This is a genomic window from Pseudomonas sp. BIGb0278 (genome assembly GCF_024809895.1).
Taxonomy (GTDB): domain Bacteria; phylum Pseudomonadota; class Gammaproteobacteria; order Pseudomonadales; family Pseudomonadaceae; genus Aquipseudomonas; species Aquipseudomonas shirazensis.
Genome location: NZ_JANUEL010000001.1, coordinates 568,063 through 574,860 on the forward strand (window position 1 = coordinate 568,063; position 6,798 = coordinate 574,860).

The 6,798-nt window shown below is 65.8% G+C and carries 1 protein-coding gene; it reads left to right on the top strand.

Going from position 1 to position 6,798, the window contains the following annotated elements:
- Positions 1-262 precede the first annotated feature (262 nt).
- Positions 263-6,631, top strand: a complete 6,369-nt coding sequence (locus tag M2396_RS02565; protein WP_259072882.1) for a non-ribosomal peptide synthetase — start codon at positions 263-265, stop codon at positions 6,629-6,631.
- The last annotated feature ends 167 nt before the right edge of the window (positions 6,632-6,798 follow it).

Below are 6,798 nucleotides of genomic sequence, written 5' to 3' on the forward strand. Positions count from 1 at the left end.
GCGGGTCAGCTGACTTACAGCGCTGACGCTGCGCATGAGCGGGTAGGCCAGCAAATTGACGTCGTAATCGTGGCGATCAACGCCTGATCTCTACCGATTACCCCTGGCGTAGGCCAAGCCGGGCAGCCGCTGTGGCGAATGTCCTACATGTTTTTCAGCAACCAGCGACAGCGCGGATGCGTGTCCGGGTTTCGGGGGCCATACAGTCTGAAAGTGGAGTGCTTGAATCCGCGGATGATCAACCAGAAGGACCTGCCGAATCATGCCTGCCGCCCAAACCTTTGCCCTGACCGTTGCCCAGCGCGACATCTGGCTGGATCAGATCAGCCACGGCGACTCGCCGCTGTACAACATCGGCGCCTACGTCGAACTGGCCGGCGGGGTGGATGCCGAGCGCCTGAGCCGGGCACTGGCGCACTTGGTCGCCCAGCATGATGGCCTGCGCACAGTGCTGGTGATGCAAGCGGGCCAGGGTGGGATAGCCCGTCAGTACTTCGCCGAATCCCTTGATGTGCAGTTGGTGCAGCATGATGTCCGCGGTGTGGATGACCCCTTCGGCGCTGCCCAAGGCCTGTTGCAAACACAGATGCAGACGCCGTACCGCCTGGACGCCAGCCCGCTGTGGGGGGCGACATTGATCCGCCTGGGCGAGCACCGCTATCTGTTAGCCGTGCAGGCCCATCACCTGGTGCTCGATGGCTGGGGCGTGGACCAGTGGTTCAAACAGATTGCCGAGCATTACCGCTTGCTTGAACAGGGGCTGGCATTGCCAGACAGCGCACCGTCCTACCGCGCGTTCATCGAGGACGATGCGCAGTACCAGGGTTCGCCACGCCATGACCGCGACCGCGATTACTGGCTGGCGAAGTATCAGCAGTTACCCGACGCCTTGCTGGCGCCCCGCGAACGCAATGCGCAGCACTTGTCGCCGCCCAGTGCGGCACTCGAACAGCCCTTCGACAGCCACTTGCTGGCGCGTATGCGGGCCCTGGGCACTGCCTTGCAGGCCTCGCCATTCCATGTGCTGTTGGCAGCGCTGCATGTGTGCAGCGCACGGACCTGGCAGCGTGACGAATGGGTGGTTGGCCTGCCGGTGCGCAACCGTGGCAACGCCCAGTTCAAGTCAACCCTTGGGCTGTTTACCCAAGTCAGCGCACTGCGCATGGATTTTGGCCGTGAACGCTCGTTTGCGGCGCTGGTGCAGGGGATCCGCGATGCGCTCAAGCAGGACTTTCGCCATCAGCGGTTCGCCCTCAGCGAACTCAACCGCAACCTCGGCGCATTGCGTGAAGAGCGGCCGCAACTGTTCGAGCTGATGGTGTCGTTCGAGGAGGATGGCAATGACCTGCGTTTCGCTGACGTGCCCGGCCACACGGTGATGATCTGCAATGGCCACGAGCCCACGCCCTTGAGTATCCACCTGCGGTGCAACAGCCAACGTAACAGCGCGTGCCTGCACCTGGTGCACAACCGCGCCTGGTTCAGCGAAGAGGACGTTTCGGCGCTGGCTGAGCGCCTGCTGCATGTGCTGGAGCAAGGCTTGGAGCAGCCCGAGCAAAGCATCGCGGCGTTCGACCTGTTGACCGCCCGCGAACACGCCCGCCTACGCCAGTGGAATGCAACCGCGCAAGCAGCGCCTGAACACGGTGAGGGGTTGATCCATCGTCGCATCCAGGCCCAGGCCAGCGCCACGCCACACGCAGTGGCGGCGCTGCACGACGGCCAGCGCCTGAGCTATGGCGAGCTCGATCGACGTGCCGATGCGCTGGCACTGCACCTGGCAGCCCTTGGCGCCAAGCCTGAACAGCGGGTAGCGGTGGTCGCCCAGCGCGGCCTGGATACGTTGGTCGGCCTGCTGGCTGTGCTCAAGGCCGGGGCCGCCTACGTACCGATCGACCCGGCCCACCCGCAGGAGCGCCTGGCCTATCTGCTGGAAGACAGCTCGCCGGTTGTGGTGCTGACCCAGGCGCGGCTGCTGGACCGCCTTCCGCCCCATGGTCTGCCACAGATTACGCTGGACTGCTGGGACTGGAACACGGCACCCGTCGCCCAGCTCGCGCCTGTGCAGCCGCAACCAAGCGACTTGGCTTATGTCATCTACACCTCCGGCTCCACGGGCCAGCCAAAGGGCGTGATGGTCGAACACCACATGCTGGCCAATCTGGTCGACTGGCACTGCCATGCCTTCAACCTGGGCCCCGGGCGCCACCAGTCGAGCCTGGCCGGCTTCGGTTTCGACGCCATGGCCTGGGAGGTCTGGCCGGCGCTGTGCAGTGGCGCGACCCTGCACCTGGCGCCGGTGCGTGACGGTGCTGAAGACATCGACGCCTTGCTCTGCTGGTGGCGCGCGCAGCCGCTGGATGTCAGCTTCCTGCCCACCCCGGTGGCCGAATACGCCTTCGCTCAGGGCGAGCTGCACCCAACCTTGCAGACCCTGCTGATTGGCGGCGACCGTCTGCGGCGCCTGGCCCGCGAGTGGCGCTACCGTGTCATCAACAACTATGGCCCGACCGAAGCTACCGTGGTCGCGACGTCGGGCGAAGTGACCCCTGGCAGCGCGCTGCATATCGGCGGCCCGGTGGCCAACACCCAGGTGTATGTGCTTGATGAGCAGTTTCGTCTGCTGCCGATCGGCGCCCCAGGCGAATTGTATGTGGGCGGCAAGGGCGTGGCCCGAGGCTACCTCAACCGGCCACAGATGACCGCCGAGCGCTTTCTCGACGACCCCTTCAGCTCGCTGCCCGGGGCGCGCATGTACCGCACGGGCGACCTGGTGCGCTGGCTGGCCGATGGTACGCTGGAGTACCTCGGGCGCAATGACGACCAAGTCAAGATCCGCGGTGTGCGGGTGGAGTTGGGCGAAATCGAGGCTGCCCTGAGCAGCCATGCGGCGGTGCGCGAGTGTGTGGTGATGCTGCGCGAAGGGCAGTTGCAGGCCTGGTTCATTGGCGAGGCGGCAGTGTTGCCGACGGCGCTGCATGACCACCTGCGCGAGCGGCTGCCAGTCGCCTTGTTGCCGGTGGCCTATGTCAACCTGGCCAGTTGGCCATTGACCGCCAATGGCAAACTCGACCGCCGTGCCTTACCGACAGCGGACGAAACCGCCAAGGTGCGCCGTGAACACGAGGCGCCGCAGGGAGACCTCGAGCAGCGCCTGGCGTTGCTCTGGGCCGAACTGCTGCAGGTCGAGCGGGTAGGGCGCCACGATCACTTTTTCGAGCTGGGCGGCCACTCGCTGTTGGCCGTGCAACTGATCGAGCGCATGCGCCAGCAAGGCCTGCAAGCCGACGTGCAGGTGCTGTTCGGCCAATCGACGCTGGCCAGCCTTGCCGCCAGCACCATGGTCCGTGAAGCCGCGAGCGTACCGGCCAACCGCGTTCCGTCAGGGTGCCAGCACATCACGCCTGGCATGCTCACCCTCGGCGAACTGTCGCAAGCCGACATCGACCGCATCGTTGCCACGGTGCCGGGCGGTGCAGCCAACGTACAGGAAATCTATCCGCTGGCGCCGCTGCAACAGGGCCTGCTTTACCACCACGTCACTGATGCACGCGACCCGTACCAGCAGCAGGCGTTGTTTACCTTTGCCAGCCACGGGCAGTTGCAGGCCTTCACCGAAGCGTTGCAGCAGGTGATCGACCGTCACGACATCCTGCGCACCAGCCTGGCATGGGAGGGGCTTGAGCAGCCCCAGCAGGTGGTCTGGCGCCAGGCGCTGCTGACAGTGGATAACTGGGCGGGGGCGGCACACGACGGCAGCATTGCCGGGCCAATGCGCAGCCACTTCGACCCGCAGCAACGGCCCTTGGACCTGCGCCAGGCACCGATGATGGCGCTGGCCTGCGCCGAGGATGCCCAGCAGGGGCGTTGGTTGGGCTTGCTGCGCTTCCATCACTTGGTCAACGATGCCGTTTCGCTGCAGGTGCTGTTGGGCGAGCTGGGAGCCTTCATGGCGGGGCGCGGCGAGCAGTTGCCGGCGCCTGTACCGTATCGTAATTACGTGTCGCTGAGCGCTGCCCGCGAGCGCCAGGCCGAGCACGAAGCCTTCTTCCGCGAGCAACTGGCAGGCATCGAACCGCCAACGCCGATTGCCGGGCTTGGGGGCGAGCCGGTCGATGAGCGGGACCTGCACAGCCACAGCCAGGCTATCGACGCGGCGCTGGCGGGCCTGTTGCGTAGCCAGGCCCGGCAACATGGCGCGAGCATCGCCAGCTTGCTACACCTGGCCTGGGCTCAGGTGCTTGGCGCCCTCGGCGGGCGTGATGAGGTCACCCTGGGCACCGTGTTGCTGGGCCGCAGCATGGCTGGCCACGGAGCTGATCGTGCGCTGGGCATGTTCATCAACAGCGTGCCCTTGCGGATAGGCCTTGTGAACCGCTCGGTCGACCAGGCGCTGAGCGAGACCCATGCGCGGCTGGCCGCCTTGCTCGGCCATGAAGATGCGCCGTTGATCCTCGCCCAGCAGTGCAGTGGCTTGCCCGCTGGCACGCCGCTGTTCGACAGCCTGATCAACTACCGCCAAGGGGCAGTGATGCTCGGCCCGGTATTGCCGGGCGTGGAGCTGGCCGAAGCCAGTGAAGTACTAAGCCATGCCCTGGTGCTCACGGTGGACGACCATGCCGACGGGCTCCAGCTCGCTCTGCGTGCACCGCGTGCGATTGGCCCGCAGCGGGTGCTGAGCTACCTGATGACCACCTTGCGCCAACTGGGCAATGCCCTGGCCGAGCGCCGCAGCACCCGCCTGGAGGCACTCTGCGCGGTGCCTGACGGCGAACTGGACCGCATGCTGCATGGCTTCAACGCCACCGAAGACCCGCAGAGCCCGATCAGGCATACCTTGCCTGCGCTGTTCCAGGCTCAGGTGCGAAGCACACCCCATGCCATCGCGCTGCAGGCCGAGGACGGCTGCCTCGATTACCAGGCCCTCAACGCCCAGGCCAACCGCCTGGCCCACCACCTGATCGCTCAGGGAGTAAGGCCAGACGCACGGGTGGCGGTGTGTGTCGAACGTGGCGTTGCACTGATGGTCGCGCTGCTGGGCGTGCTCAAGGCAGGCGGCGCCTACGTGCCACTCGACCCCGCTTACCCGGCCGAACGGCTGCGCTTCATGCTCGAAGACAGCACGCCGTCGGTGCTGCTGGTGCACGGCGCTACCCTGGGCCTGTTCGAGCAAATGCCGCTTCCTGTACTCGACCTTGACCGTGGCGATTGGCAGACCTGCTCGGCTGCCGACCCGCACGTGCCGGGTCTGGGGCCGGACCAGTTGGCTTATGTGATGTACACCTCGGGCTCCACTGGCACCCCGAAAGGGGTGATGGTCGAACACCGTGGCCTGTGCAACCTGATGCATTGGGGGTCGCGCATCTGCCCGCCACGCCCGGGCGATGCCTTGCTACAACGGGCGCCGTTCACCTTCGACGGTTCGGTCTGGGAGCTGTTCTGGCCGCTGACCGCCGGTTTGCGCCTGGTCCTGGCACGCCCTGACGGGCACCGTGACCCTGCGTACCTGGTGCAGTTGGTGCAGGCCAGGCAGGTGACCACAATCAAATTCGTCCCGGCGCTGCTGCATCAGTTTCTTGAAGAACCGGGTGTTGAACGTTGCACCAGCCTGACCGACATCTTCTGCGGCGGCGGTGAACTGACATTGGCCTTGGTGCAACGCCTGCGTGAACGCCTACCGGCGGTGCGCCTGCACAACGTCTATGGCCCGACCGAAGCAACGGTAGACAGCACCGCCTGGACTCTGCAGCCCGATGAACCGCTGCCGCTGATCGCACCACCGATTGGCCGGCCGATCGCCAATACCCGCCTGTATGTGCTCGATGCGCATGACCGCCCGGTGCCACTCGGCGCAGTGGGCCAGTTGCACATTGGCGGCGTCGGCGTCGCCCGTGGTTATCTTGGGCTAGCGGCGTTGCAGGCTGAGCGCTTCATTGCCAGCCCGTTCGTCGAAGGCGACCGCCTGTACCGCACCGGCGACTTGGTGCGCTACCGCCTGGACGGTGAGCTGGACTTTGTCGGTCGCAACGACTTCCAGGTCAAGCTGCGTGGGTTGCGGGTTGAACTTGGAGAGATCGAAGCGTCGCTAACGGCGCATCCGGCCATCGGGCAAGCCGTGGTGCTGATGCGCGAAGAGCGCCTGGTGGCTTACTTCACCTGCCGCGAGGGCAGCAGCGCTCCGGCGCTTGAAGTGCTGCGCAGCCACCTGGTGGGCCGCATGCCCGACTACATGGTGCCGCAGGCGTTCGTCGCCCTGGCTGAGCTGCCGTTGAGCACCAACGGCAAGGTCGACCGCAAAGCCTTGCCAGCGCCCGGGGCCGAGTCGGTGATCAGCCGCCAGTACCAAGCCCCGCGCGGCGAGCTGGAAACAGCGCTGGCCGAGATCTGGACCGATGTGCTGAAGATCGAGCAGGTTGGGCGCGACGACAACTTCTTCGAACTGGGCGGCCATTCACTGCTGGCGGTCAGCCTGGTGGCACGCATGCGTCAGGCTGGGTTGCATGTAGATGCCCGCACCTTGTTCAGCCAGCCGACCCTGGCCGCGCTGGCCGCCAGCACCCGGCTTGAGCACATCGAGGTGGTCATACCGCAGACCACCATCCCCAGCCTGGGCAAGCGCAGGCGCATCTAACCGCCTACTGCCATTTGCGTTCGCAGCGAGTGCAGGAGCGGCCCGGCAAGGCCGATCCTGCACCCCAGGCGTGCGCCAGTTGTCCCCGCTTCCCATGTCAGACCGACCGGTCACGTTCCTTTAGCGTGTACCCGATTCCCATTCCAGGCAAAGCAGGATGCTTACCG